25 protein-coding genes are annotated in these 25,907 nt (G+C 30.3%); 15 read left to right on the top strand and 10 right to left on the bottom strand.

Annotation, left to right across the window (positions count from 1 at the left end; translation table 11 throughout):
* Positions 1-34: 34 nt before the first annotated feature.
* The 7 genes from IM532_RS00675 (at position 35) to pepE (ending at position 6,348) form a co-directional block, all read left to right on the top strand.
* Positions 35-376 carry an MGMT family protein gene (locus IM532_RS00675; protein WP_194181519.1) on the top strand — a complete coding sequence of 114 codons (342 nt, stop codon included), beginning with the start codon at positions 35-37 and terminating at the stop codon, positions 374-376.
* Between the two features lie 51 nt (positions 377-427).
* On the top strand, positions 428-1,363 hold the full coding sequence (locus IM532_RS00670) for an ABC transporter ATP-binding protein (protein ID WP_194181518.1): 936 nt from the start codon (positions 428-430) through the stop codon (positions 1,361-1,363).
* 7 nt (positions 1,364-1,370) lie between these two features.
* On the top strand, positions 1,371-2,690 hold the full coding sequence (locus tag IM532_RS00665) for an ABC transporter permease (RefSeq protein WP_194181517.1): 1,320 nt from the start codon (positions 1,371-1,373) through the stop codon (positions 2,688-2,690).
* A 176-nt stretch (positions 2,691-2,866) separates the two neighbouring features.
* Positions 2,867-3,718: an SDR family oxidoreductase gene (locus IM532_RS00660; RefSeq protein ID WP_194181516.1), complete on the top strand. Its 852-nt coding sequence runs from the start codon at positions 2,867-2,869 to the stop codon at positions 3,716-3,718.
* Positions 3,719-3,897: 179 nt separating this feature from the next.
* A complete protein-coding gene (locus IM532_RS00655) occupies positions 3,898-4,890 on the top strand; it encodes a catalase family protein (RefSeq protein ID WP_194181515.1) in 993 nt (330 codons plus the stop codon).
* A 10-nt stretch (positions 4,891-4,900) separates the two neighbouring features.
* Entirely contained in the window at positions 4,901-5,431 is a 531-nt protein-coding gene (locus IM532_RS00650) for a YciE/YciF ferroxidase family protein (protein WP_194181514.1), read from the top strand.
* A gap of 197 nt (positions 5,432-5,628) precedes the next feature.
* Positions 5,629-6,348 (top strand): dipeptidase PepE, encoded by a 720-nt coding sequence (pepE, locus tag IM532_RS00645; RefSeq protein ID WP_194181513.1) that lies wholly within the window; start codon positions 5,629-5,631, stop codon positions 6,346-6,348.
* A 102-nt stretch (positions 6,349-6,450) separates the two neighbouring features.
* On the opposite strand, the gene IM532_RS00640 is transcribed toward pepE, so the two are convergent.
* The 8 genes from IM532_RS00640 to IM532_RS00605 all read right to left on the bottom strand — a co-directional run bounded on the left by IM532_RS00640 (position 6,451) and on the right by IM532_RS00605 (position 14,954).
* A complete protein-coding gene (locus IM532_RS00640) occupies positions 6,451-8,058 on the bottom strand; it encodes a S8 family serine peptidase (protein WP_194181512.1) in 1,608 nt (535 codons plus the stop codon).
* 133 nt (positions 8,059-8,191) lie between these two features.
* A complete protein-coding gene (locus IM532_RS00635) occupies positions 8,192-9,796 on the bottom strand; it encodes a S8 family serine peptidase (RefSeq protein ID WP_194181511.1) in 1,605 nt (534 codons plus the stop codon).
* Between the two features lie 13 nt (positions 9,797-9,809).
* Positions 9,810-10,409: a WbqC family protein gene (locus IM532_RS00630; protein ID WP_194181510.1), complete on the bottom strand. Its 600-nt coding sequence runs from the start codon at positions 10,407-10,409 to the stop codon at positions 9,810-9,812.
* 14 nt (positions 10,410-10,423) lie between these two features.
* Entirely contained in the window at positions 10,424-11,983 is a 1,560-nt protein-coding gene (lepB, locus tag IM532_RS00625; protein WP_194181509.1) for a signal peptidase I, read from the bottom strand.
* Positions 11,984-12,006: 23 nt separating this feature from the next.
* A complete protein-coding gene (gene dapB / locus IM532_RS00620) occupies positions 12,007-12,711 on the bottom strand; it encodes a 4-hydroxy-tetrahydrodipicolinate reductase (protein WP_194181508.1) in 705 nt (234 codons plus the stop codon).
* A 12-nt stretch (positions 12,712-12,723) separates the two neighbouring features.
* Positions 12,724-13,290 carry a DUF5683 domain-containing protein gene (locus IM532_RS00615; RefSeq protein ID WP_194181507.1) on the bottom strand — a complete coding sequence of 189 codons (567 nt, stop codon included), beginning with the start codon at positions 13,288-13,290 and terminating at the stop codon, positions 12,724-12,726.
* Positions 13,280-14,179: a ParB/RepB/Spo0J family partition protein gene (locus IM532_RS00610; RefSeq protein WP_194181506.1), complete on the bottom strand. Its 900-nt coding sequence runs from the start codon at positions 14,177-14,179 to the stop codon at positions 13,280-13,282. The genes IM532_RS00615 and IM532_RS00610 overlap by 11 nt, the downstream gene beginning before the upstream one ends.
* A 1-nt stretch (position 14,180) precedes the next feature.
* On the bottom strand, positions 14,181-14,954 hold the full coding sequence (locus IM532_RS00605) for a ParA family protein (protein ID WP_194181505.1): 774 nt from the start codon (positions 14,952-14,954) through the stop codon (positions 14,181-14,183).
* Between the two features lie 458 nt (positions 14,955-15,412).
* On the opposite strand from IM532_RS00605, the gene IM532_RS00600 reads away from it, so the two are divergent.
* From IM532_RS00600 to IM532_RS00585, 4 genes are all read left to right on the top strand, one after another.
* Entirely contained in the window at positions 15,413-16,804 is a 1,392-nt protein-coding gene (locus tag IM532_RS00600) for a type III PLP-dependent enzyme domain-containing protein (RefSeq protein ID WP_194181504.1), read from the top strand.
* Positions 16,805-16,816: 12 nt separating this feature from the next.
* Positions 16,817-17,791 (top strand): deoxyhypusine synthase family protein, encoded by a 975-nt coding sequence (locus tag IM532_RS00595; protein ID WP_194181503.1) that lies wholly within the window; start codon positions 16,817-16,819, stop codon positions 17,789-17,791.
* Positions 17,792-17,936: 145 nt separating this feature from the next.
* The gene (locus IM532_RS00590) at positions 17,937-18,539 is read left to right on the top strand and encodes a hypothetical protein (protein ID WP_194181502.1); all 603 of its coding nucleotides are present in this window, start codon (positions 17,937-17,939) and stop codon (positions 18,537-18,539) included.
* Positions 18,540-18,580: 41 nt separating this feature from the next.
* The gene (locus IM532_RS00585) at positions 18,581-18,940 is read left to right on the top strand and encodes a beta propeller repeat protein (protein ID WP_194181501.1); all 360 of its coding nucleotides are present in this window, start codon (positions 18,581-18,583) and stop codon (positions 18,938-18,940) included.
* A gap of 103 nt (positions 18,941-19,043) precedes the next feature.
* Here the strand turns inward: IM532_RS00585 and asnB are convergent, their stop codons facing one another.
* Complete coding sequence (asnB, locus tag IM532_RS00580) at positions 19,044-20,663, bottom strand: asparagine synthase B (protein WP_194181500.1); 1,620 nt, start codon at positions 20,661-20,663, stop codon at positions 19,044-19,046.
* A gap of 205 nt (positions 20,664-20,868) precedes the next feature.
* Here asnB and IM532_RS00575 point away from each other — a divergent pair, with 205 nt between their 5' ends.
* Positions 20,869-21,195: a DUF493 domain-containing protein gene (locus tag IM532_RS00575; protein ID WP_228063622.1), complete on the top strand. Its 327-nt coding sequence runs from the start codon at positions 20,869-20,871 to the stop codon at positions 21,193-21,195.
* A gap of 183 nt (positions 21,196-21,378) precedes the next feature.
* Here the strand turns inward: IM532_RS00575 and IM532_RS13745 are convergent, their stop codons facing one another.
* A complete protein-coding gene (locus tag IM532_RS13745; protein WP_262892197.1) occupies positions 21,379-21,504 on the bottom strand; it encodes a hypothetical protein in 126 nt (41 codons plus the stop codon).
* 124 nt (positions 21,505-21,628) lie between these two features.
* Between IM532_RS13745 and IM532_RS00570 the strand changes: the two genes are divergently transcribed.
* From IM532_RS00570 to IM532_RS00560, 3 genes are all read left to right on the top strand, one after another.
* The gene (locus tag IM532_RS00570; protein WP_194181499.1) at positions 21,629-22,876 is read left to right on the top strand and encodes a DUF3748 domain-containing protein; all 1,248 of its coding nucleotides are present in this window, start codon (positions 21,629-21,631) and stop codon (positions 22,874-22,876) included.
* A gap of 210 nt (positions 22,877-23,086) precedes the next feature.
* Positions 23,087-24,403 carry a DcaP family trimeric outer membrane transporter gene (locus tag IM532_RS00565; protein WP_194181498.1) on the top strand — a complete coding sequence of 439 codons (1,317 nt, stop codon included), beginning with the start codon at positions 23,087-23,089 and terminating at the stop codon, positions 24,401-24,403.
* 34 nt (positions 24,404-24,437) lie between these two features.
* A complete protein-coding gene (locus tag IM532_RS00560) occupies positions 24,438-25,811 on the top strand; it encodes an MFS transporter (RefSeq protein WP_194181497.1) in 1,374 nt (457 codons plus the stop codon).
* Positions 25,812-25,907 lie beyond the last annotated feature (96 nt).

Here is a 25,907-nt window from a genome sequence, read left to right as displayed (position 1 = left end):
ATGTTTAATTTAAATTTACAATAAATGATAGTAAATGCAAAAACAAGCATCAGATTTATATAGTAAAATTTATGAAATTGTGAAACAAGTCCCTGAAGGGAAAGTAACCTCATATGGAATAATAGCTAAACTAATTGGAACTGATTTTTCTGCTAGAGTGGTGGGGTACGCGATGAATAATGCGCATAATGAAAAAAATGTTCCTACACACCGTGTTGTAAATAGAAATGGATTATTAACGGGTAGGCATCATTTTTCAACACCGGAACTGATGCAAAGTTTATTAGAACAAGAAGGGATAGTAATCACAAATAACCAAGTTGTTAATTTTCAGGATCATCTTTGGAATCCATTACAAGATGAAGATTATTTGTAACGTTTTTAATCAACTTCTTACTAACTTTGGAAATTCAACTTACGTATTAATATGGAATATTTATTACAAGCAGAGAACTTAACGCGTAGATATAAAGATAAAGTTGCGCTTAACAACTTTAGTATCAATATACCAAAAGGTTCTATATATGGACTTTTAGGACCAAACGGTGCAGGAAAAACTACATTTATCCGAATTGTAAATCAAATTACAGCTCCAGATGAAGGTAGAATTCTAATAAATGGAGAGCCATTAACTAAAAATTCTATCGCTCAAGTAGGCTATATGCCAGAGGAGCGTGGATTATATAAAAACATGAAAGTCGGCGAACAAGCAATATATTTTGCTCGACTAAAAGGGATGTCTTCTGCCGAAGCACGACAAAAGACTAAATATTGGTTTGAGAAACTAGATATAATGTCTTGGTGGGATAAAAAATTGAGCGAGCTTTCTAAAGGAATGGGGCAAAAAGTACAATTTGTTGTAACTGTGATTCATGATCCGTGGTTACTAATTTTTGACGAGCCATTTTCTGGGTTTGATCCTGTTAATGCACAACTTATTGCAAATGAGATATTAGAACTTCGTGATAAAGGAACAACTATAATTTTTTCTACACACCGTATGGAATCTGTTGAAGAGATGTGCGATCATGTTGCTTTAATCAATCAATCGAAGAAAGTATTGGATGGTAAAATAGAAGATGTTCGTAATCAATTTAAATCAGGAGAATATAATATTGGAATACATGATATTTCAACTGATAATTTGAATTATTTAGGAAACAAATATCAAATAAAAGATGTTAAAGCATTAAATGAAATAACATCGTTTAATTTATTGATTGATAAAAATATACCTTCAAATAATTTACTAAAAGAATTAGTCGATATGGGACAAATAAGTCAGTTTAAGGAAATTATTCCATCTATGAATGATGTATTTTTACAAGCTGTTAAACAATCGAATTTAGATAATAATAAGTAATCAATCCATGAATAATATTTTTTTAATAGCTTCTAGAGAATTTTTTTCTCAAGTAAAAAATAAAGCTTTTTTGATAATGACTATTATCTCTCCTTTGTTAATTGTTGGAGCAGGAGGAGTTGTTTTTTGGTTAAGTATTACAAATAATTCAGACGTTAAAAACATTGCTGTAATTGATGAAAGTGCTCAGTTTGTAACATCTTTTAAGTCAGATGAAAAAATGATTTTTAATATTTATACTCCTGATGAAGCAAAGGCAATAAAAGATACATTAAATGGAAGCGAGTATATAAGTGCTTTATTAGAAATTCCATCTAACACTGATGGTAATTTTGAAAATATCGAGAAAAATTCAAAGTTATCTACAAACGGAAACCTAGGAATTATAGATCGAGAAAAAATCTCAAGAATGATGTCTGATAAGATTGAGTCTTATCGATTATCAACTTCAGGAATTAATCAAGAAGATTTAATAAAAACCAATTCTAAGGTAAGCCTAAATGTATTTAATGTAAAAGAAGGAAAAGAGGATAAAGGTATTGAGCTAAAAGTAGCGCTATCTGGAGCTTTAACATATATCATTTTTATGTTTATTATGATTTATGGAGTAAAAGTGATGCGTTCTGTAGTGGAAGAAAAGAATAACCGTGTGGTTGAAATCATTATTTCGTCTGTAAAACCTTTTGAACTAATGATGGGAAAAATTTTAGGAACTACGATGGTTGCTGTAACTCAATTTACAATTTGGATAGGTATGACTATTGGTTTATTAATGGCGTTTCCTGCTATTGCAGCTAGTAGAGTAGAAATGGCACAAGATGTAGTTAACCAACAAGAGTTAGTCGATGATAATCCTGAATTAATGCAAATGGTTGCAGAGACTTCAGAAGTTTTGTTATCCTTTAATTATCCTTTAATAATTTTTACTTTTATTATATATTTCGTATTAGGATATTTATTTTATTCATCAATTTTTGCAGCAATTGGATCTGCTGTAGATAATGATACGGATACTCAGCAATTTACGTATTTCCCTTTAATTCCGATGATGATTGGATTGTATGGGTCTTTTACCACCTTACAAAACCCTGATGGTCCTGTAGCATTTTGGTTGTCCATGATTCCATTTACATCTCCAATATCTATGATAACACGTATTCCTTTTGATATACCAATTTGGGAATTATGTTTATCAATCTTTATACTATTGATTAGTACGATTGGAATGATATTAATAGCCTCTAAAATATATAGAATCGGAATTTTAATCTACGGTAAAAAGCCAACCATTAAAGAAATGCTGAAATGGATTACATATAAAAATTAATATATTTAAAGATAAATTTCAAAAAAGAGCTAAGTATAACTTAGCTCTTTTTTTTTGTTTATAACTAAAATTAGATACGATTATAATGGTTTAATTATAAGTTTAAAAATACTTATTGTGTTAGATATTAAATAATTAATGTATGGTTTTTGATTCTGAAATATAAAAACCAAGCTATGACGAAGAAATTAAGGCCAAAACAAAAACAAAAAAGACCGGGATTTGAAGAAAATTTACAACCTAAATCCCTTACTGCTCCTATAGAATATTCAAAAGAAGGCAAATTAGTAGATAAAGTGGCAATAATAACTGGTGCAGATAGTGGAATTGGTAAAGCTGTTGCCTTACTTTTTGCAAAAGAAGGAGCTCATATTAGTTTCTGTTATTTATCCGAAACTATTGATGCGAAAGATACTAAGTCCAAGATATTAAATTTTGGTAGAAAATGTAAAATGCTAAAATTAGATGTATCCAAGGAAAAGAATTGTCAAAAATTAATAGATGAAACTATTAGTTATTTTGGTAAAATAGATATTGTCGTAAATAACGCTGGATTGCATTGGGAATCAAAATCTTTAGAAGACATAAGTACAAAACAATTGGACCAAACTTTTAAAAATAATTTCTATTCCTATTTTTGGATCACTAAATTTTCATTACCATTTTTAAAAAAAGGTGCTTCTATTATTAATACAACTTCTGTAACAGCTTATAGAGGAAGTGATCATCTTATAGATTATGCTGCATCCAAAGGTGCTATAATTGCATTTACAAGAAGTCTATCCAAGAATTTGGCAGAAAAACAAATTAGAGTAAATGGTGTCGCTCCTGGACCAATTTGGACTCCTCTAATTGCATCTACATTTGATGGTAAACATAATTCTGAGTTTGGTAGCGAACAGCCACTAAAGAGAGCGGGAATGCCATATGAGGTTGCGCCTAGTTATTTATTTTTAGCAAGTGAGGATAGTTCTTATATCTCAGGACAGATTTTGCATCCCAATGGAGGTGAAAGTGTAAATGGATAAATTATATAAACATGTCTTAATTAAATAATATAAATTATAATTTGTTGTTATTTTAAACTAAAACTGTTATGGTTTTGTTAATAATAAACATTTAATAATCAGAGGAATAAATGTTGATTAAGCTTTATTGAAACAGTATTGACTAGTTTATACCTAAAGTCTTATAAAAACTAAACTAAATGAGAAATCCAATTCTTTATAATGAATCATATAGTAAGCTTTCTGCAGAAGAAAATATATTATTAGATAAATCACTAGAATATATTAAATCATTTGTAGAAAATTCTCCCAAGATAAGTAATGTAAATTACGCAACTAGAGATGCACATGCGAAAACATATGCGTATATAGATTCAATTTTTAAGCCTTCTCAAGATCCTTTAGTACAATCAATCTTTACAAAGGATAAGTATAATGCTATAGTTAGAGTTTCTCATGCTCATATCAAAATAATATCTACAGATAAACAGCTTCCATTATATGGGAATTCATTTAAAATTATACTTGATAATCAAAAAGAGATTAATTTACCTTTAGTCAATTTCCCAGTTTTTGTTACAAATTCTGTGTCTAATTTTCTGAAAATATTTAATGAAGTTAATCAACTTTTTACAAATAGTTTGATTCAGAAACCTAATCATTTAGTTGAAATCATTTCTAATTTAATTCCTGTTGGTTTTGAAACTATGAATAAAGACTTTATAAAATCGATTAATCAATGGAGAAAAATGTATTCTTATTTTATTTTTTCAAGAAATTATCATTCTATTGGTGCATATAAAATAGGAAATTATATGATGAAAATAAAAGCTGTTCCACAACTTTTTCATCCTGAATTTGATGAAGGAAAAACAATTAATGAAACAATACAGAATTATCTAAAAAAATATTCACTTAAATTTAAGCTTTTTTATCAATTAAGTTATGACGAAGATGACCAACCGATTAATAATTTATTGAAAATATGGAAAAATTCTCCTGATATAGAATTTGGTACTTTTGAATTCAATAATGTAATAGCTGAAACTTTAGAAATGGAAAATTTGTCATTCAATCCTTTTGATAATATTGATGAATTATTGCCAGTGGGAAAAATCCAACAACTAAGACAAAAAATTTATGAGACTTCTATAAATGCTAGAAAAAATATAAATAACCAATCTAAATTTTAAATATAAAATTATGACGACAAGTAAAGTAAAGCCAAAAAAAGATGCTGCTAAATCTTTAGAAGATTTATTTGAAGATTGTTTAAAAGATGCATTATGGGCAGAAAATGCTGTAAAGGATGCCTTACCAAAAATGGTTAAAAATGCTACTTCTAAAAATTTAAAATCAGCATTAGAAGATCATTTAAAAGAGACAAAAGAGCATGTAAAAATTTTGAAAAGTGTTTTTAAATCTATCGATGTGAAAGCTGAAGAAGAAAAATGTGATGCAATGCAAGGAATTTTGGATGAGGGTGAAGATATCTTAGCCTCTACAGAACCAGGGCCTGTGCGTGATGCAGGGATTATAGCAGCTTGTCAAAAGGTAGAGCATTATGAGATTGCATCTTACGGTACAATGAGTTCTTATGCTAAAATTCTTGGTCATAAGGAAGCTAAAAAATTTATTGATGAAATCTTGAAACAAGAAAAAAATGCAGATAAGATTTTATCTGATTTAGCAAAATCCGAAATTAATATTGAAGCTGATAAAGAAGAAAAATAATATCTGTAATATTTCAATCTAAGTAAAGTCACTTTTCGGAGTGACTTTTTTATTTAAACGTATTTGATTAGAGCTTTATAAATAAATATTCCATTGATTAAATCCATACAAGTTTTAGAGGTTTAAAATTTCAAAAATTAATTTATTCGTTGTTTTAATTTTATTTTTCAAAGTAACTTTGGTGAAAATTACAACTTATGATTAATCCTAATTTTCGTTTACTTGTTATAAGTACAAGTACAATATATGGTAGTGGATATTTAGAATATATTCGTGAAGAAATCTTAGATTTTTTACAAACTGACGAATTGTTATTTATTCCTTTTGCACGACCTTCAGGAATTTCACATGATGAATATACATTAAACCTTAAAACAGCATTAGAACCATTTGATATAAGCGTTAGCGGGTTACACACATCTAAAGATCCCGTAGAAACAATTCGTAAAGCAAAAGCTATTTTTATTGGAGGAGGAAATACTTTTTTGCTTCTAAAAACATTGTATGAATTAGGATTAGTTGAGGTTATAAAAGAAGTTGTTGCAAAAGGTACTCCCTACATGGGAAGTAGTGCAGGAAGCAATCTGACAGGGTTAACAATTGGAACGACGAATGATATGCCAATCGTATATCCACCATGTTTTGAGGCTTTACAATTTTTGCCTTTTAATATTAATCCTCATTATTTAGATCCCGATTTATTATCCACTCATAAAGGGGAAACAAGAGAAACTCGCATTAATGAATTTCATAAATTTAATAATCAGGCTGTAATTGGTTTGCGAGAAGGAAGTTGGCTAAGAGTAGAAAATGGAAATATAGAGCTAAAAGGTAGCTTGAGTGCTCGAGTTTTTAGACCTGGTGTTTCTCCAAAAGAATTAGATTCAGGTATTCTTCCTGAAAGTATTTATCTGTAAAACTTATTAATAAATATTCAATAAAAAAGGTAGGCTACTGTCTACCTTTTTTATTGAAAGTATTAGTCTGAAACTTTAATTTTCAAACTGAAATGTGAATTTTTATTTCTTTGTTGCTATTTTTTCAGCTAATTGTACTGCTTTATAAGCATCAACAACTCCACCAGTTACAGAAACCTCTTTTAATTGATCATTTTTATTTACAGATTCCATAATAATCTGTTTAATGTCTTTTGCAGTCAATTTAGGATAATGAGACCATACTAATGCTGCTACACCAGCAACTACTGGTGAAGCCATAGAAGTACCTGAATTGGACTTATATTTTCCATCTCTAGTTGGGATTGCTGAATAAATTTCAGATCCTGGAGCGAAAACATCCACAGATTTTTTACCGTAATTAGAGAAACTAGATTTTAAAATATTACTGTCGCTAGTAGAAGATCCTACTGTAATTACATTATTTGAAACAGCGTCTCCTTTATCATTAAATACTGTAGGAAAGTGTAAATCTGTATCAATATTTAAATCATCATTTCCAGCTGCTTTTATTAATAAAACACCTTTATCAGCAGCATATTTAAATGCATTCCAAACTTCTTCTTTATCAGGAGAATAAGCTTTTCCGAAAGACATGTTTAAAATTTTAGCACCATTATCTACAGCATATCGAATTGCATTAACCACATCTTTATCTCTTTCATCTCCATTAGGAACTGTACGTACAGACATGATTTTTACATTTCCATCGCCCGCAATTCCGTCCATACCAATCCCGTTATTACGTTTTGCAGCTATTATCCCAGAAACATGTGTTCCGTGATTAGAATCAGGTCCATCAACATCACTATTACCATAATGTTTTTCTTTAATATTAGAATAGTCATCACCAACTATAGAACGTGTATCATAGTTAAGATTTAAATTATAATCTACTTGGTTTTGATAATGTTTTACAGCTTCACCAATTTCTCCTAAGATTTCAGTCCCGAATTCATTCATAGTTTTACCTTTCCAAGCCTCAGGAGGAACCATAGCAAAGATCATCATCCCTTGTTTTGTAATATCATCTTTGGGCTGAAATGATAACATGAATTCTTCAGTTAATTTTTGTTCTCCAATTTGATTAATCAGATTTTCGATTGGAGTTTTTAAACCATTATGAATATTCTGATATTGACCTAAATTTTGTTTGGCATCAGCTAATTCTGTTTCAAACTTATTCTTTATTTCAAGATATTCAGCGTATTCTTTCGCGAATTTTGATTTATTTGTTTCTGCGTTTTTATCAGTTTCAAATAACGATTTATATTTCTTAAATAATCGAGTTAATTCTAAAGTATCATGGTCAACATTTTTTCCATCTTTTCCTCCGATAAAATTCCAACCATGAATATCATCTATATATCCATTATTATCATTGTCTTTACCATCTTTTTTTTCCTTAGGATTTATCCACACATTATCTTTTAGATCTTCATGAGTAACCTCTACACCAGAATCTAATACACCAACGATAAATGGCGTTGCTTTTCTATTTTTCTGTTTTAAGAAATCAATTGCTTTTTGAGTATTCACACCATAAACACCAGATTCTTCTAGAGACATATGTTGCCAAGTTTTTAAATCAATATCTTGTCTAGGAGTTTGTGCGTATGTTACAGAAGTTAATAAAGCTGTTAATGCTAAACTGTATAATATTTTTTTCATTATTGAATGAAGTTTTGTTTTGTTATTTGTTGAATATTTAATGGAATTGATACCATTATAAAGTTAAATAATTTTATTTAACAAAAAAGGCTCCAAAATAAATAAGGAGCCTTAATAATATTGAAAAAAATGACTATTTTAATTTACGTTGTTTGTAAATTTCTTCTGCACGTTGCACAGCTTTGTAAGAATCAACAACTCCTCCCGCAACTGAAATATCTTTTAATTGTTCGTTTTTATTTACTGTTTCCATTAAAATTGTACGAATATCTTGTGCTGATAATTTTGGGTAATGAGACCAAACTAATGCAGCAACTCCGGCTACAGCAGGCGATGCCATAGATGTACCATTTAAGAAACGGTATTGATCAACACCAGGATAAGTAGCATATATTTCTGCTCCTGGACCAAAAACATCTACAGATTTAATTCCATAATTAGAAAAAGCAGCTTTTAATTTGTCTGCATTGCGTGTTGACGCTCCAATTGTTAATACAGCATTTGAAACTGTTGTACCGTCTGGTTTAAAATTTGTAGGATAGTGGATGTGCGTATCAATATCTTCATTGCTATTTCCAGCAGCTTTTACGATTAAAACACCTTTGTCCGCAGCATATTTAAATGCATTCCAAACAATTTCTTTATTAGGAGAATATGTTTTACCGAAAGACATGTTTAAGATTTTAGCACCATTATCTACAGCGTAGTAGATTGCATTTGCTACATCTTTATCTCTTTCATCTCCGTTAGGAACTGTACGAACAGACATAATTTTTACGTGGTTACCACCAGAAGTACCTTCGTTACCAATTTTGTTTCCACGAACTGCAGAAATAATACCAGCCACGTGTGTACCGTGAGAAGCTTCAGGTCCGTTAGAATCTGAATTACCGTAGAATTTTTCCTTTAAATCATTTGGATTATCTACATCTTTTCGGTTTACTAAATCTAGATTATAGTGAGAGGTAAGTGCATCTCCTTTAGCTTGTCGACGAGCCATTCCTAAGTAAGAGTTAGAAACTTCTTTCATTGTTTTACCAACCCATTGCTCTTCTTTCATTTCACCAAAAATCCATAAAGCTTCGATAACTTGAGAATCTGTTGGTTGATATTTTGAAATAATATCTTTCGTTAACTTAGTATCACCAAATTCTAAAACCATTTTATTGATTCCTGGTTCTATTGCATTTAAGCGAGCTTGAGCTATTTGTTGTGTATATTTTGCTTTTCCAATAGCACCTAAATATTCTTTTTTAATTTCTAAATATTCAGCATACTCAGATGGATTTTTTACGATAGCATCATGATTTTTTTGTTGATCGTACGTTTCAAATTTATCAGCTAAATTTTTATAAATACGTGTTAACTCAACAGTATCGTCATTATAATTAATTCCTTTTGCAGTACCTAAGAATGACCAACCATGTACATCATCAATATATCCATTTTTATCATCATCGATTCCGTTTCCTGGAATTTCCTTTGTATTAATCCACATGTTAGCTTTTAAATCTTCATGGAAATGTTCTACACCAGAATCTAAAACTCCAACAACAATTGGTTGAGATTTTCTTTTATTTTTCTTTAAAAAATCTAAAGCTTTTTCTGTATTAACTCCATATACACCAGTTTGTTCAAAATCTGAGTGATACCAAGTTTCTTTTGGAACTTCTGAAGTTTGAGCTTGTGCAAATCCAATTGAAAAGGCAAAGGATAATGCTAAAACTAATTTTTTCATTCTATGTTTATATTTATAATTTTTTTAAGTAAATGCCCGCACTTGGGCCTTCACTAAATAATAGGTCTAAAATACTTAAATCAGGTGTAAATCCGAATTTGTCATCAAATACTTGCGCATAGGGTGGAAATTCAATTTCGGATGATTTTTTTGCACTGAATATATTTCTAAAATCAAATTCAGGATCCAATTGGTTGTAAGTTTCCGTATGATTTACTTGTACATCGGATTTTATTTTGGCTAAAATAAAATCAATTGTTTTAAGATTTAAATCCAATAAAAAATTCTCCTTCTTATCATAGATAGCTTTAATTTCGTCCTCATAATATTCAAAATAAGGAGAACTTAGGTAGGCTGATGTTAATGATTTAAAATGTTCTTTTTGCCAATTATGGTCATAAGAAATTTTAAGATCTTTCATTTTTTTACTTCCATCATGAAAAATCGGAATCGCTAAGCGAAGTTTTCCATTCGCACCTAGAATATTGCATCTATTTCTATAAGTTTGTTTTTGAAAATTTTCACAAACGTCAATGTCTATAGAATCTGATTTTACAATTGCTGAAAAATATTCGATAGGACCGAAGTAGAAAGCTGGAAATGTATTCTTCATTTCAAATTAATATCTTAGTATTTATTTTTTTGTTTTTCTTGTCTTGCTTTCCAAATATCGTAACCAATCCATCCTATAAAAGCAATTAGGACAAATAATCCATATGATTTTTTATCTGGATTATCGTTGTTGATAGAAGTAAAGAATCGGTTCCAAATGAATTTCTTTGGTGCATCTTCAAACATTCCATTCATATTTGCCCACACTAATATAGGTCGACCAATGATATGATCTTCTGGTACGTAACCAAAGAAACGAGCATCTAATGATTGATTTCTGTTATCCCCAACCATAAAGAAATAATTCTGTTTTATTTCGTATTTATTCGTTTTTTGGTCATTAATAAACACATCAAATTTACCATTTGCAGAATCAATTTTTAATGTGTTATTTTCATATTTACGAATCACATTAATGTATTGCGCTAAGGTTTCTTTATTAATATCTACAACATCTCCTTTTTTAGGGATATACAATGGGCCATATTGGTCTTCATTCCATTGTTTATTTACTGGGAAAATTGTATAAGTACTATCAATTTGATTTCCGTAACGAATGCGTTCTGTTTTTTTACCTTTTGGTTGTAAATAAGGTTCTACACTTATAATATTACTATTACCTTTTAATGAAGTAACATGTGCATCTGTAAGCGCAGCAAAGTAGTAAACTATATTATTACCTTCTTGTTGAATTGAATAATCAGATTGTATTAATCCAAAATCTTCGTATAAAATTTTTGGGGATAATGCTACTTTAGAAACTACTTTATAATTATGTTGTACTAAAGCATCTTTTTTAGGTTGATATTTCGTCCCATTTACATATAAAATTCCATTTGAAATTTCTACAGTTTCTCCTGGCATACCAACTAAACGTTTTACGTATGCATCCTTACGATCAATAGCAGAATAGACAGAATCTGTTGGGTAATTGAAAACAACAATATCATTAGATTTTAAATCTCTAAAGCCAGGTAATCTCATATAAGGCAAACGAGCTTTATCTACGAAAGCATCTCTTTTGATAAATTCTGAAAATGGAATTCCTAAAGGTGTAATAGGTACACGTGCACCATAGCTAATTTTCTCTACAAATAATGCATCACCAATTTTTATTGTATTTTCCATTGACCCAGTTGGTACAATCATGGGTTGTATAAACCAATTGTGTACTAATGTTGCTAAAACTAATGCAAAAATTAATGAAGATACTAAAGTCGAAGATCTTTTTTCAGGTCCCATATATTTAGGATTGTCTGAATAATTGATGGCGAAAATATACAAACCTAAAGTCAGAACCATTATAACTTTGTCTTTCAGATCTATTTTACCATAAGTATCTGCAAGGTCAACGTATAAGATTAACCAAAAAATTGGGCCTACAATTGGTAAATAAAATAAAATTATCCACCATTTTGGACGGTCAATAATTTGTAATGCGTTCCATATGTTTAAGAAGGGGATAAATGCTGACCAAGATGGTTTTCCTGCATTTTGAAACAATTTCCATGTACCAGCTCCAAAAATAAGGTTGTATAGTACAAAACCAATAATCCAATAAATGATTAATGACATAAATAATTTTTATTTGTAGTTTGTTAATTAAGTTCTAATACATCATTCATAGTGTATATACCTTGTTTGTCCCATATCCATTCTGCGGCAATAACTGCACCTAATGCAAAACCTTCTCTGGAATGTGCTGTATGGGAAATTTCAATAGTATCCACGTTGCTTGTGTATTGTATAATATGTGTTCCAGGAACATTTTCTATTCGCTTAGCTTCAATCGGAATTATAGTATCACCTGTTTCATCTAATGACCAAGTATTTAAATTTGTATTGTCTAAAATTCCTTCCGCCAAAGTTATAGCCGTTCCAGATGGAGCATCTAATTTTTGAGTATGGTGAATTTCCTCGATATTTATTTTATAATCATTTAAATATTTATTCATCATACGCGCTAATTGTTTATTCAATTCAAAAAATAAATTAACACCTAAGCTAAAATTTGAAGCATATATATAAGCCGTTTTATTTGCAATAGTTAATTGATTTATTTCACCTTGTTTATTTAGCCAACCTGTTGTACCACAAATAGTTTTAACATTGTTTTCAAGTAAAACTTTAAGGTTGTCATATGCAAATTCTGGTTTAGAAAATTCTATGGCAACTTCCACACCTTTTAACTCTTCAACAGTTGGGGTATGAGATATTTTTAAAACTACTTCGTGCCCTCTTTTTAACAATATATTTTCAATGGCTTTACCCATTTTTCCATATCCAATTAATCCTACTTTCATAATTTGTGTTTTTTAAAATTTAAAATTTAAATTCATTCCTAGTACAGGTTGCAGAGAATTTTGATCTTGAATCACTGTTGGTTTAAAAGTAAAGTCAGGATCATTTTTGATGCTAAATAGATGTGAATCTACTGTAGCATCTACAATATTTAGTATATATGCTAAAATTGTTAAAGCAACAGTATAATCTCGGTTACGTTTATATTCATCTTGGTAAACTGCAAGTTGTTCTGCATTTAAAACTCCCGAATATTCGTGTGGTTTGCCCTCTAATTCTGCAATATATGCTCTTCTATATTTATTCTGTAAACCATTATAATATGAAGAAAATGCAATTCCTGTTCCCACTAATCCTAATGCAATAGGTGCCTTGATCCATTTTTTATTATACAATTGCCCTGCTCCTGGTAAAACGGCAGAATATAAGGATGCCCTAAGTGGACTTTTTTCCTTAATATTAAGTTTTTGAGGTGTAGTTGATACTGAGTCTACAACCGTTAAATCTTCTGTGATAATTTGCTGTGAAAACCCAAAATTTGTTAACAGTGCAAATGCTAAGATTACTAATTTAGTTTTCATTTAAAAAACTTCTTAATCGTTCAAATTCTTCATCAGAAGTAAAATCTATAATAATTTTACCTTTTCCATTTTTAGTACGCTGAATTTTAATACTAGTATTTAGACGTTTCTGAAAACTTTCTAATGCATTTGTATATTGTTCAGGTAATTCAACTTTTTCTTTGATTTTTACATCAACTTTCTCTCCAGCTTTTAACGCTTTTACAAATTTTTCAGTTTCTCTTACAGACAGATTTTCGCCTACAATTTTTTCATAAATTTCAAACTGCAAATCTGGATTTTCAATTGCCATTAATGCTCGTCCATGACCCATTGCAATCATTCCATCTCTAATACCGGTTTGTATAATTGGGTCTAACTTTAGTAATCTTAAGTAATTCGTAATTGATGAACGATCTTTACCAACACGTTTACTTAGATCTTCTTGCGTTAATTTTATTTCATCAATTAATTGTTGGTAGGATAGAGCTACCTCAATAGCATCTAAATCTTGGCGTTGAATATTTTCTACCAAAGCCATTTCCAACATTTCTTGATCATTTGCTAATCGAACGTATGCAGGAACGGTATTTTTTTTGGCTAAAATAGATGCACGATAACGACGTTCTCCAGAGATTAACTCGTAGCTACCATCAATTTTTTTTCGTACAGTTATAGGTTGTATAACACCTAACGATTGGATGGATAGAACTAATTCCTCTAAATTTCTTTTATCAAAATTAGTTCGTGGTTGCCAAGGATTGGCTGTAATTTTATCTAATTCAATTTCGATAATGCTCCCAACTAATTTTTTTGCACCATCATCTGATGCAGATTTTATAGATGGTTCATCTTTTAATAGGGCTGATAATCCTCTTCCGAGACGATTATTTTTAATTGGCTTTGCCATATTATACTGTGTCGTTGTTATTGATTAAAAATTCTCGAGCTAAATTCAAATAATTTTCTGCTCCTTTACTTCCTGCATCATATTGTATAATGGTTTCTCCGAAACTAGGCGCTTCAGACAAACGAACATTACGAGATATGATTGTTTTGAAAACCATTTGCGGGAAATGATTACTTACTTCATCAAGAACTTGATTGGATAAGCGTAGTCTAGAATCATACATAGTTAGAAGTAATCCTTCAATATCCAGATCTTTATTATGGTGTTGCTGTATTCCTTTAACGGTATTGAGTAATTTACCTAAACCTTCTAATGCAAAATATTCACATTGAATAGGTATAATTACAGAATCCGCAGATGTTAATGCATTTAAGGTAATTAACCCTAATGAAGGAGCACAGTCTATCACAATATAATCATAGTCATCTTTAATCTCAGCTAATGCTTTTTTCAGCATATACTCTCGATCTTCATAATCTACAATTTCAATTTCAGCTGCAACAAGATCTAAATGAGCAGGCATTAAATCTAAATTTGGAGATGCTGTTTGGAAAATAGCCTTACTTGCAGGAATCTGATTTTCTAACACTTCATAAGTACCACATTCAATAGTTTCTAAATCAAAGCCTAATCCTGATGTAGCATTTGCTTGTGGATCGGCATCAATTAATAAAACTTTTTTTTCTAAAACTCCTAATGAAGCTGCTAAGTTAACCGATGTAGTAGTTTTTCCTACGCCACCTTTTTGATTAGCTACTGCAATTATTTTACCCATAATTTACATTCAAAACGATTTCAAAAATACAATATTTCGCCTATCGAAACCTTAAGAAAAATAGAAATTTATAAAGAGATTTCAACAACGAAAGTTGTATCTTTAATTTAAGTATTGGTTATCAACCCTTAATTGGTAAGTGAAAGTAAATAAATTTTACGATTAATTTATCATTTATCCTTTTTTAAATTATATATATTTGCATCTATAAAAGTTTTTTAATTATTAATGGGTGTTGACCTTTTTTTCGAGGGAGCTAAGTTGGGGAAGAATCTTGGTTTTCTGGCTTTTCAAAAAAGCAACGGATTAAAAAAATTATCTTTCCAGTTATTACTACGACAGGTTTCATATGCTTTACGTGTTTAATGGTTAATTCTCAAGCTAATTGGTTTGTTGATTTCAACTGTTAGCGTATCTGTTTTATCACGTAATATTTAATTAAGATTTAAAAAAGCATAATGAAAACTAAATATATTGACCTAATTACCCAATCATTTGATTTCCCAAAAGAAGAATTTGAATTAGATGGTGAATTTCTAAAATTTAACGGTATCGACTTGATGAAGTTGGTTGAAGAGCATGGAACACCATTAAAGTTTACTTATCTACCGAAGATTTCTCAGAATATTCAAAAAGCAAAAGGTTGGTTTGAAAAAGCACGTCAAGAATTAAACTATGAAGGTACTTACAACTATTGTTATTGTACTAAAAGTTCTCACTTCAAACATATCGTAAAAGAAGCTTTAAAGAATGATATCCATATTGAGACATCTTCTGCATATGACATTAATATTGTAGAAAGCTTATTAGACGAAGGTTTAATGACACATGATCAATACGTTGTATGTAATGGATTTAAACGTGAGGAATATGTAGAGAATATTGCTCGTTTAGTAAATAACGGTCACCGTAAAACAATCACCGTAATTGATAATTATGAAGAAGTAGATTTATTTTCTGAAGCTATTGAAGGTGATTTTGAAATCGGTATTCGAATTGCCTCAGAAGAGGAACCTAAATTTGAATTTTATACTTCTCGATTAGGAATTGGATACAAAGATATTGTTCCTTTTTACCAAAATATGGTAAAGCCAAATGACCGCATTAAATTAAAGATGCTACATTTCTTTATCAATACGGGAATTAAAGATAATTCGTATTATTGGAATGAGTTAACAAAATGTTTACGCGTATATGTTAACTTAAAGAAAGTTTGTCCAGAATTAGATAGTTTAAATATTGGAGGTGGATTCCCTATTAAATCTTCTCTAACTTTTGAGTATGATTATGAATATATGGCAAAGGAAATCTTGTCACAAATTCAGTCAATTTGTGATGAGGAAGGAATTCCAGTTCCAAATATCTTTACAGAGTTTGGATCTTTTACAGTTGGAGAATCTGGAGGTGTAGTTTATAAAATCTTATACCAAAAGAAACAAAATGATCGTGAGTATTGGGATATGATTGATTCATCTTTCATGACAACATTACCAGATGCGTGGGCAATTTCTAAACGTTTTGTGATGTTGCCAGTAAACCGTTGGTATGATAAATATGAACGTGTTCTTTTAGGTGGATTAACTTGTGATTCAGATGATTATTACAATTCTGAACAACATACAAATGCCATCTATTTACCAAAATATGATTCGGCAAAACCTTTATACATTGGTTTCTTTAATACAGGAGCTTATCAAGATAATATTGGTGGTTTTGGTGGAGTACATCACTGTTTAATTCCTCAGCCTAAATATGTGTTGATTGATGAAAATTATGAAACAACTGTGTATTCAGATGAACAAGGTCATGAAGGAATATTAAACACATTAGGTTATACAATAAAAAAATAAATTATACATAAAATGAGCAAGGGTCCAATCAGTCAATTTATTGAGCATAATTACCGTCACTTTAATGCTGCGGCATTAGTAGATGCTGCTAAAGGTTATGAACAACATTTATTAGAAGGAGGAAAGATGTTAATCTCTTTAGGAGGTGCAATGTCTACTGCCGAATTAGGTGTTTCTTTAGCTGAAATGATTCGTCAAGATAAAGTTCATATTATTTCTTGTACGGGTGCAAACTTAGAAGAAGATGTAATGAACTTAGTTGCGCATTCTCACTACAAGCGTATCCCTAATTATAGAGATTTAACGCCTGAGCAAGAGCGTGAATTATTAGATCAACATTTTAACCGTGTTACTGATACTTGTATTCCTGAAGAGGAGGCATTCCGTCGTTTACAACAACATTTAGAGGATGTTTGGCATGCTGCAGAAGCTAAAGGGGAAAGATATTTACCACACGAATTTTTATACCAAGTTGTTAATTCAGGAGTATTAGAGCAATACTATGAAATTGACCCTAAAGATTCTTGGATTGTAGCTGCAGCGGAGAAAAATTTACCAATTGTTTGTCCAGGATGGGAAGATTCTACAACAGGGAATATTTTTACAGCGAATGTTATCAAAGGAAACTTAAATGTACATACTGTAAAATCTGGTATTGAGTACATGATTTATTTAACAGAATGGTACCGTGCAAATTCAGCAGGTAAAGGAGTTGGATTCTTCCAAATTGCAGGAGGTATCTCTGGAGATTTCCCAATCTGTGTAGTTCCAATGATGTATCAAGATTTAGAGTGGGAAGATGTACCTTTCTGGTCTTACTTCTGTCAAATTTCTGACTCTACGACTTCTTACGGTTCTTACTCAGGAGCAGTTCCAAATGAAAAAATCACTTGGGGTAAATTAGATATTGATACACCTAAATTTATGATCGAATCTGATGCAACTATCGTAGCGCCATTAGTATTTGCTTACATTTTAGGACAATAATAGAAAATTCTATTTAAAATATTTTAAAGCGGTTACATTAGTGGCCGCTTTTTTTATGATGTTTATAGGATTGTTAAAAGAATTTACTGAATCTAATTTATTTTTTCGGAACTTTAAGGATGTTTTATGAATACATTTTATTTGTATGAAAGAGAAGTTAAACGTTAATCAAATACCAGAACTTAAACAAGCAATACTTGATTTAACAACCAAAGAGAAAGATCAAATGTTGGTTCGATTAATCAATAAAGATCAAATCTTAATAGAACAACTTCATTTTAAGCTTTTAGAAGATGAATTTGATTTAATAAAGCGATTTGAGGATTTAAAAAATGAGATTAATGAGCAGCTTGATGCCAACCGACATCTAATTTCTGCTGCAAGTGTTTATTTGAGAGGTAAGTTATATCTCAGTTTAATAAGAAATTTATCCGGAAAAATTAATCATTTCGCAAAAGTAACTAAAAGCACTTCTTACGAATTGGAGCTTAGAACATTCTTATTGGTGAAATCATCAGAGTTTTTTAAAACCATCCAAAACGAGGATACAATTTTTGCTTTCAAAGCGCGTGTATATCAAGTTACAAAGTTGAAAACTATCCTAAAACTGTTGGAGAAACAACATGAAGATTTAAAATATGATTTTGTGTTAAACTATGTAGACGATTTAGAAATGTATGTGTTTAATTCTTTAAGAACTGAAATTAATTTGGCTAATTTAAATATAGAAGCTTTAAGAAATCATTAAGTCATTTTTTATTCATTATCTTTGGCACTTTAAAGAATAAAATGGCAGACATATTAAATTTAGGAGAAGAACATATCCGAATAAGTCAAAAAGTATACGGACAAATCGAGTATTCTATAAATAAAGGTAAAACTTGGAAGATGCGTTTTAAAGGCGATTATCAGGTTGGAGAATTTAAAGATATTATTGATTTAGGTCCAATTGTTTTAGCAATTGCTGAAAAGGGACTATTTTTTTCTCGAGATAATGGAACAAGTTGGGAAAGACGTTTTAAACCTACTGCTTTTACAGGTGAATTCATTAAATTTAGTTTTAATGGACAACAGTTATCTGCTGAAACTACGAAAGGTATTCGTTATTCTCCAGATGAAGGTAGAAGATGGGAGAAAAATCCACGATAGATAAAAAAGACACTTATAACATTATAAGTGTCTTTTTATTTAACATAAGTTTTAAAAAAAAATCAACAATACTTAGGGTTGTTTATAATATTTAAAGAATAGATTATGAAATGGTTAATTCATTTATTTCTACAGTTTTTTCATGAATGTTGGAAGCTCGACCTGATGGATCTTCATTTTCTTGCCATTTCGGAACCCATTTTTTTACAGTTTCTGCAGCGGCAACAGTTGGGAAATGGCTATGGAAAATTTTTCTCATATACATAGCTTCTTTCGTGGTTGGCGTATTAATAGGAAATAACGATTCGGCTTTGTTCATTTCTTCATCCGTAACTTGTTTCGCACAATATTCTACTAACTGATCTATCCATGAGTATCCAACACCATCAGAAAATTGTTCTTTTTGGCGCCATAATATATCATTAGGTAGCCAAGGATTTTCTAAATCATCGAACGCTTTACGAATAATATATTTTTCCATTTTTCCAGAATGTAGATCTGGTCTTTTGTATGTTGGATCTATTTTCATTGCAACATCTAAGAAATGACGATCCAAAAATGGTACTCTAGCTTCTAAAGCCCAAGCCATTGTGGATTTGTCCGCCCTTAAGCAATCTGCAGTACTTAATAATTGCACACGTCGAATAGTTTCTTTTTGAAATTCTACATCACTAGGTGCATTATGGAAGTATAAATATCCGCCAAAAATTTCATCAGAACCTTCTCCTGATAAAACAACCTTAATGCCTATCTCTGTAATATATTTTGACATAATGTACATAGGAGTGGAAGCTCTAATTGATGTGATATCATATGTTTCTAAATGCCAAATTAATTTATTGATAATTTTTAATCCTTCTTCAAATGTGAAATTAATTGTGTGATGTTCTGTTCCTATAAATTTAGCAACTTTTTTAGCGGCAATAACGTCAGGAGCATTTTCGTCTATTCCCACAGAAAAAGAATGGAGTTTTTTTCCTTGTTCTTTTAACATTCGTGCAGTAATTGATGAAATTAATGAACTGTCTAATCCACCTGAAAATAAAACACCTAAAGGTACATCGCTCATCAATCTTTTCCTTGTTGCTTCAATTAATGCATCTTTAAGCTTATCTAATTCTAATTTATCATTGCAAACGGTATAGTCTTCCCAATCAGGTTGATAATATTTTACAAATCCCGTTTCTACTGTAAAGTAATGACCTGGAGGAAAAGCTAATAAATCTTCAACCTGATCTTCAATTACTTTCATTTCTGAAGCAAAATAGTAAGCACCCGATTGATCTTTACCATAATATAATGGCTTTATGCCTATAGGATCACGCGCTACCATATATTTGTCTTCATCCATTATTATAAATCCAAAAACGCCATCTAACTTATTACAAATGTCATGACCAAATTTTTCATATAGTTTGACAATAACTTCGCTGTCACAATTTGTTCTGAATTCAACATCCTTAAGTTCATTTTGTTTCAATAGCATATGATTATATATTTCCCCATTATGAACTACGTATGCAGTTGATGAACCTTGAATAGGTTGTTTACCATTCTCTAAATCGATAATAGCTAAACGTTCATGAGTAATTATTCCTGTTCTAGAAGCATTGACTTGAAAATCTTGCATATCTGGACCACGATGTCTCATACGTTTACTTAATTGTTGTATTTTTTGTATATCTAATTCGCCTTTTTCGAATACTCCTAAAATCCCACACATAATGTTTTTATTTATTTTGTAAATCAAATATTGATAAAAAGTATTTAATATAAAGTAGAATAGCTATAATAGTTTATAATATAATTTTTATAAAGTATAATTGATTAATATATAAACTAACTGACATGTTTACATTCTATTTAGGTTTATTTTGTTAATTATTCGGTTGGCATAGATTATGCTTTAATGAGATAAAATAGGAATAATGAGTGATATGAATGTTAATTTCCAAAATCTAAATGATGGAGATAATTTAAATAAAGATGATTTTTATGTAAAATTTAAAGAGAGATTAGATGATGTTACATCTTTTCCTGCGGATTATACATTTAAATTTATTTATCCTACTAGCGAAGAAACAATGAATGCAATAAAAGGTATTTTTGTGAAAGCTAATCCTAAATATGACTATAAAGCTTCAAAAAATAGAAAATATACGTCTATTTCAGTACAAATTTATGCACTAGATTCAGATCAAGTTATTAAATTTTATAATGAAGTATCTAAAATTAATGGAGTAATTATGTTATAAAAAAATAAAAGAGTTCATAACTGAACTCTTTTATTTTTTTATATGCATTGGAAAAATGAATATAAAATTATTTTAATTTTTGATTGATTATACTTGTCTGTAAAATTAAGCTGACGTTATGTCATAGCTTATTTAATGACAAACATATCTATTTATTATATACAAGTATAAAAAGATATGTAATTACGATTTTGCATTATTTCTTCTTTTCTTCTTTAATCGGTTATTTCTTCTTAGAAGAATATGTTTTGGATCTTTTAATTTTTCTACTAATTCTGAAACATTTGTTTCTTGAGCTTTTTGAGACATAAATTTATTTTTTTTGGTTTATATACTTAAATTTACTCAATTCGAAATATATTTCCCTCAAAAGTTTGTTAAAGTTATTCTGGTAATTTTTACCAAGCATTATAAATTTGTAATAAAACAATACATGAATTCTTATAATTCTCGACAATTAACTTTCGGAAGTTATGGTCACACTTTACATCATTGTCAAGTAACATCTCCTGATAATAATTGGATAGTTTATGATACACGAAATGAAGATACTGCTATAGCTACTACAACTCGTATAGAAAGAGTTAATATAAATACCAAAGAAATACAGGTTTTGTATGAAGTGGATAATTCAACAATATATGGGCCAGGAGTTGGTGCAGTAACATATTCTCCTTCTGAAGAAAAGGTTATGTTTATTCATGGGATCGAAAATGCTTCTAAGGAAAAACCTTATAGTATGTCGCGAAGAACGGGTGTTAGTGTAAATACTAATACACCACATATGAAAGAATATATGGATGCACGTAATATTATAGCGCCATATACTAAAGGAGCACTTCGTGGAGGAACTCATTCACATTGTTGGCATCCAACACAAGAACTTATTAGTTTTACATACAATGATGAAATACTTGCTCAAAACAATATCAAAACAGAAAGAGTTGTAGGGATAATGTTTCCAAAAATGGTTGAGGTTCCAAATTGCAATACCAAGGATAATATTTCCGGTAAAATGTTTTCTGTTATAGTTTCTGAAATTGTAGAGAATGCAACACCAGGCACAAACGAAATTGAAAAAGCTTTTGACGAATGTTGGTTAGGAGATAAAAGACAATTAGTTTTTCAATGCTGGGTGAGAGATAAAGAAGGGAGAAGGAAAACTGAAATTTTCAGAGCAATTATTCCTTCCAATGAAGAATTATATATGTCTCAAGGATTATGTGGATCAGAATTCTCTTTGCCAACTGTACCAATTTCGATTAAAGTTAATAGGGTTACTTATACACCAAAAGGCGTATCAGAGTTGAGGCATTGGTTGAGATCTTCTCCTGATGGAAACAGAGTGTTTTTTCTAATGGAAGATGAAAAAGGAATTACTCAACTATTTTGTCATGATTTTTCAAAAAATATAATGAATCAAGTTACTTTTCTTGAATCGTCTATTCAATCTCCTTTTAATCTTTCACCGTGTGGAGATAAAGTGGTTTTCTTATCTAATAATTCTTTGATTGTATGTGATATATCTACGTTTTCTTATAATGTTTTAATATCTAATGATATGGACATATATGGTATTCCTAACTGGGATAAAACAGGAAATATAATAATATACAATAAGTACACGAAAGATGAAAAAGGAGGAAAGTATCTACAAATTTTCTCTGTAAATCTTAAATAAGTGCTTAAATAATGCACTAAAAACATTCATATAAATTATTGTCTATATTTAATAAACTAACAAAAATAGGTTTTTAAAGGTAGAAATCTGCTTCATATTATACTCATCTAAATAATAATCTACTTATTTATTATTAGTGTAAAAAAAACACTTACAAACAGTTGTTCGTGTAAAATATTTGTATAATTTTAACACATTATCACAAATATAATGAGGAGAACACTAATAAATCTTTCACTGATAACTGCGTTATTCAGTGGGCTAGAAGCGTATGCTCAAAATTTAACAACTGTACAAAATGATTCTATACTTGTTAATCAAATTGCATTAGAATCATTAAATAATCAAAAAGTAAAAGTTGATTTTTATGGATTTATCCGTAATGATGCTTTTGTAGATACGAGACAAAATATTGGAGCTGGTGAAAATGCTGTAATGCTTTATCCAAAGGATCGGCAATTAGATTTAGATGGTAATGATATTAATGCTGTCGGTAAATTTCATATGCTTTCTATTATATCTAGAGCTGGAGTTAATTTAAAAGGACCTGAAATCTTAGGAGCTAAAACTTCGGGGATTTTAGAAGGTGAATTTTTTGGTGCTACAGAAGGCGGTATTAATGAGTTTCGATTAAGACATGCTTATGTAATGTTAGATTGGGAGAAAACACAAGTTGGGTTTGGTCAATTTTGGCACCCATTTGTAGTGACTGAGGCATTACCAAATATGGTAAACTATGGAACAGGAGCTCCTGTATATGGACTTAACAGAAATCCTCAGATAAGAGTAACTCACAAAATTAGCGATAAATTCAAAGTAATTGCTGCTTTACATTCTCAGAGAGACTTTACACCTAATACAGAGCCTTATCGCAATAGTGTAACACCTGCAGCTCATTTACAATTTCAGTATAAATCAGATAAGTTCGTAGCTGGATTAGCAGGACAATATGAAAACTTAAAGCCAAAACTAGTTTCAGAAGGTTATAAATCTAATGAAAGAGTAGAAAGTTTCTCTGCTATGGCATATGCAAAACTTATCACTAAACCGCTTTCTATTACTGCATCAGCGTATCTTATGCAAGATGCTGCAACATTTGTAATGTTAGGTGGATATGTAGGATATCAAAAACCAGGAGAAGTTGAAACTTATAAACCAATAAATACACAAAGTGTATGGATGGACATTCAGCAAAACTCAAAAGGAAGGTGGTCTTTAGGTGCATTCACAGGAGTAGTTTATAACCGTGGTGTTAAAGATCCGGTAGAAGGTGCTTTTTCTACATCTTATGGAGTAACAACTAATTGGGGAGCTTTATCTGCTTCTCCGGATGGACGTACTGTAAACTATTTATACAAAGTAGTTCCTAGAATAGATTTTACTGCAAGTAAAGCTTTAAAGTTTCGTTTTGAAATGGAAAGAAGTTCTGCACGTTGGGCAGATGCAACAAACGATGCAACAGGTTTTGAAAATAAATTCTTAGCTACCAACTATCGCTTTCATTTAACATCATTATTCAATTTTTAATCACCACATTTTAATTACTAATAAAATTTAAGTTATGGAATCTGCAATTAATTCTACAACAGGAAAAAAGGAGAATAGCATTCTTCAGGTTATTATCGCGTCATCAGTCGGGACGTTGATCGAATGGTATGATATGTTCTTAGCTATTATATTAGCGGGAGTATTATCTACACAATTATTTCCTAACGATGGATCTTCTCACTTCTTAGAAACTTTAGCTGTGGTTGTATCATCATTTATGTTTAGACCTATCGGTTCTTTAATTTTTGGTAGTATAGGGGACCGTGTAGGAAGGAAGTATTCATTTCTTATTTCGTTAATCTTAATGGGATCTGCAACATTTTTAATTGGTTGTATTCCAACATTTGAAAGTGTAGGTTGGTTTGCTCCTGTATTATTATTAATATGTCGTATAATGCAAGGTTTAGCAATATCAGGTGAGTATGCAGGTGCTGTTATTTATGTAGCAGAACATGCTCCGGCACACAAAAGAGGTCACTATACAGGATTTATCCAAGCAACTGTACCGATTGGATTATTAATATGTTTATTAGTTGTATTTTTAACGCAATCTTTCTTAACAGAAGATCAATTCAATTCATTTGGGTGGAGAATTCCTTTCTTATTCAGTGGATTATTGGTAATAATGAGTTACTTTATCCGTAAAAAACTACACGAATCTCCAGTTTTTGAACAATTAAAGAAAGACGGAAAAACTTCTAAATCTCCAGTTAAAGAAGCTTTCACTACTCCTGGAAATATTAAAATTATGTTGAAAGCAATTTTCGGAGGAAATGCTGCTCAATCTACAATTATGCAAACTACATTATTTGTAACATTGTTTTTCTTACAGCGTGCAGTAATGTTGCCTTACGAAACAGTTTTAATTATTGTATTAATTTCAACTTTGTTTAGTTCAATTTTTTATCAGTATTTCGGATCGTTATCAGATCGTATAGGGCGTAAACCTATCATGTTAGGAGGGATGATTTGTTCTTTCTTTTTAATCCCAATTTCATTCTACTTATATATGACAATTGGTAACCCAGAAGGGTTAAAAGAAATTCACTCCATAGGTAATCCTGCAATATTAGGAATTGCAGCTGTTAGTTTAATCACTTCTATTGCTGGTGCTGCTACATATGGACCACTTGGTGCATTTATGTTAGAAATTTTCCCAACTAAAATTCGTTATACAAGTATGGGATTTGCACAAAATATGGGTAACGGATTTATTGGTGGAGGAACTACATTTGTTACTGAATTAATAAAGAGTACATTAATTGTTTCAGCAGCTATGTCTCCATATGTTGGGTTAACATATCCATTAATTTTAATATTTATAGCAATTTGTGTTAACTATTTTACAATTCCAGAAACATACAAAACAGATTTAACAGAGGATTAATATTATTGATATATCATTATTGTTAAAAAGGCTCATGTTAATGAGCCTTTTTTTAATATTTTAAAATATAGCTGTTTAAAATAAAATTTATTAATA

It is taken from the genome of Faecalibacter rhinopitheci (assembly GCF_015234135.1).
Classification (GTDB): domain Bacteria; phylum Bacteroidota; class Bacteroidia; order Flavobacteriales; family Weeksellaceae; genus Empedobacter; species Empedobacter rhinopitheci.
The sequence above is the reverse complement of the archived record's forward strand: the minus strand, read 5'-3'. Positions and strand labels throughout refer to the sequence as shown.

Excerpts from the sequence above, each read along its gene's own strand:
- IM532_RS00675 (WP_194181519.1), top strand. The coding sequence starts at position 35 with ATGCAAAAACAAGCATCAGATTTATATAGTAAAATTTATGAAATTGTG.
- IM532_RS00670 (WP_194181518.1), top strand. The coding sequence starts at position 428 with ATGGAATATTTATTACAAGCAGAGAACTTAACGCGTAGATATAAAGAT.
- IM532_RS00665 (WP_194181517.1), top strand. The coding sequence starts at position 1,371 with ATGAATAATATTTTTTTAATAGCTTCTAGAGAATTTTTTTCTCAAGTA.
- IM532_RS00660 (WP_194181516.1), top strand. The coding sequence starts at position 2,867 with ATGACGAAGAAATTAAGGCCAAAACAAAAACAAAAAAGACCGGGATTT.
- IM532_RS00655 (WP_194181515.1), top strand. The coding sequence starts at position 3,898 with ATGAGAAATCCAATTCTTTATAATGAATCATATAGTAAGCTTTCTGCA.
- IM532_RS00650 (WP_194181514.1), top strand. The coding sequence starts at position 4,901 with ATGACGACAAGTAAAGTAAAGCCAAAAAAAGATGCTGCTAAATCTTTA.
- pepE (WP_194181513.1), top strand. The coding sequence starts at position 5,629 with ATGATTAATCCTAATTTTCGTTTACTTGTTATAAGTACAAGTACAATA.
- IM532_RS00640 (WP_194181512.1), bottom strand. The coding sequence starts at position 8,058 with ATGAAAAAAATATTATACAGTTTAGCATTAACAGCTTTATTAACTTCT.
- IM532_RS00635 (WP_194181511.1), bottom strand. The coding sequence starts at position 9,796 with ATGAAAAAATTAGTTTTAGCATTATCCTTTGCCTTTTCAATTGGATTT.
- IM532_RS00630 (WP_194181510.1), bottom strand. The coding sequence starts at position 10,409 with ATGAAGAATACATTTCCAGCTTTCTACTTCGGTCCTATCGAATATTTT.
- lepB (WP_194181509.1), bottom strand. The coding sequence starts at position 11,983 with ATGTCATTAATCATTTATTGGATTATTGGTTTTGTACTATACAACCTT.
- dapB (WP_194181508.1), bottom strand. The coding sequence starts at position 12,711 with ATGAAAGTAGGATTAATTGGATATGGAAAAATGGGTAAAGCCATTGAA.
- IM532_RS00615 (WP_194181507.1), bottom strand. The coding sequence starts at position 13,290 with ATGAAAACTAAATTAGTAATCTTAGCATTTGCACTGTTAACAAATTTT.
- IM532_RS00610 (WP_194181506.1), bottom strand. The coding sequence starts at position 14,179 with ATGGCAAAGCCAATTAAAAATAATCGTCTCGGAAGAGGATTATCAGCC.
- IM532_RS00605 (WP_194181505.1), bottom strand. The coding sequence starts at position 14,954 with ATGGGTAAAATAATTGCAGTAGCTAATCAAAAAGGTGGCGTAGGAAAA.
- IM532_RS00600 (WP_194181504.1), top strand. The coding sequence starts at position 15,413 with ATGAAAACTAAATATATTGACCTAATTACCCAATCATTTGATTTCCCA.
- IM532_RS00595 (WP_194181503.1), top strand. The coding sequence starts at position 16,817 with ATGAGCAAGGGTCCAATCAGTCAATTTATTGAGCATAATTACCGTCAC.
- IM532_RS00590 (WP_194181502.1), top strand. The coding sequence starts at position 17,937 with ATGAAAGAGAAGTTAAACGTTAATCAAATACCAGAACTTAAACAAGCA.
- IM532_RS00585 (WP_194181501.1), top strand. The coding sequence starts at position 18,581 with ATGGCAGACATATTAAATTTAGGAGAAGAACATATCCGAATAAGTCAA.
- asnB (WP_194181500.1), bottom strand. The coding sequence starts at position 20,663 with ATGTGTGGGATTTTAGGAGTATTCGAAAAAGGCGAATTAGATATACAA.
- IM532_RS00575 (WP_228063622.1), top strand. The coding sequence starts at position 20,869 with ATGAGTGATATGAATGTTAATTTCCAAAATCTAAATGATGGAGATAAT.
- IM532_RS13745 (WP_262892197.1), bottom strand. The coding sequence starts at position 21,504 with ATGTCTCAAAAAGCTCAAGAAACAAATGTTTCAGAATTAGTAGAAAAA.
- IM532_RS00570 (WP_194181499.1), top strand. The coding sequence starts at position 21,629 with ATGAATTCTTATAATTCTCGACAATTAACTTTCGGAAGTTATGGTCAC.
- IM532_RS00565 (WP_194181498.1), top strand. The coding sequence starts at position 23,087 with ATGAGGAGAACACTAATAAATCTTTCACTGATAACTGCGTTATTCAGT.
- IM532_RS00560 (WP_194181497.1), top strand. The coding sequence starts at position 24,438 with ATGGAATCTGCAATTAATTCTACAACAGGAAAAAAGGAGAATAGCATT.